A 1,127-nucleotide genomic window follows, 5' to 3' on the forward strand; every position below is an offset into this window, starting at 1 on the left:
GGTCGGTGATGTGTGTGCAGCGGGTCCACCGGGTGACGACGCGGTCGGCGGGGCGGGCGATCTCGTCGGGGTCTTCGGCTGGCGGGTGGCCGAGCAGGTCGTGTTCGCGGCAGTAGGCGTCGTCGAAGACGGTGCCGAGGTAGCGGTGCGGGCCGTCGGGCAGGACGGTGACGATACGGTGCTCGGCGGACTGGGTGCGGGCCAGCCAGCGTGCGACGAGGGCGACGGCGCCGACGCTCCAGCCGCCGGTGGCGTAGTGCCGGCGGGCGAGTTCGCGGGCGGCCCAGACGGCCTCGGGTGCCGCCACCCAGTGCACCTCGTCGAAGAGGCCGTAGGCCACGTTGCGGGGGTAGATGCTGCTGCCCAGACCGCGCATCAGGCGGGGAGCGGCGGGCTGGCCGAAGATGGTGGAGCCGGTCGTGTCCACTCCCACCACGCGCAGGTGCGGGAAGGAATCGCGCAGGACGGAGGCGATGCCGGCGGAGTGGCCGCCGGTTCCGACGGAGACGACGAGGGTGTCGATCCGGCCGAGTTGGGCGACGAGTTCATGGGCCAGCGGCGCGTAGGCGGCCACGTTGTCGGGGTTGTTGTACTGGTCGGGGCACCACGCGCCGGGATGGCGGGCGAGGAGTTCCCCGACGCGGTCGCGGCGCGCCTGCTGCCAGCCGCCGGTGGGGTGCGGGGTCTCGGCGACCTCGATGCGGGCTCCGTAGGCGGTGAGCAGTCCGGACATCAGCGGTTCCATGCCGGGGTCGGTGACGACCGTGACCGGGTGACCGAAGGCGTTCCCGGCGAGGGCCAGGCCGAGGCCGAGGGTGCCGGAGGTGGACTCGACGATCCGCGCGCCGGGCGTCAGTTGGCCGCGCTCGCGGGCGGCCCGCACCATGTACAGGGCGCTGCGGTCCTTGATGCCGCCGGGGTTGTGGCCTTCGAGCTTGGCCCAGAAGCCGCGCCGGGCGGCGGTGAAGGGCGCTCCGATCCACAGGAGGGGTGTGTCGCCGACCAGGCCGGCGGAGGTGTGTGCGGGGTGTTTGGTGCCGGCCTGAAGGTGGGTCGGTGGGACGGAACTCGCGGCGGCGGTGATGTGGTTCATGGCGTGTTTCTCCCGCGAGCGACGACGCCAAAGG

Annotated in this window: 1 protein-coding gene; it reads right to left on the reverse strand. The window is 73.0% G+C overall.

Annotated elements, in window-relative coordinates; genetic code table 11:
- On the reverse strand, positions 1–1,093 hold a 1,093-nt coding region (locus ACQKIP_RS47985), incomplete at its 3' end, for a PLP-dependent cysteine synthase family protein (RefSeq protein ID WP_427745932.1).
- Positions 1,094–1,127: the final 34 nt, after the last annotated feature.

This window comes from Streptomyces sp. NPDC059900 (genome assembly GCF_050270335.1).
GTDB lineage: Bacteria > Actinomycetota > Actinomycetes > Streptomycetales > Streptomycetaceae > Streptomyces.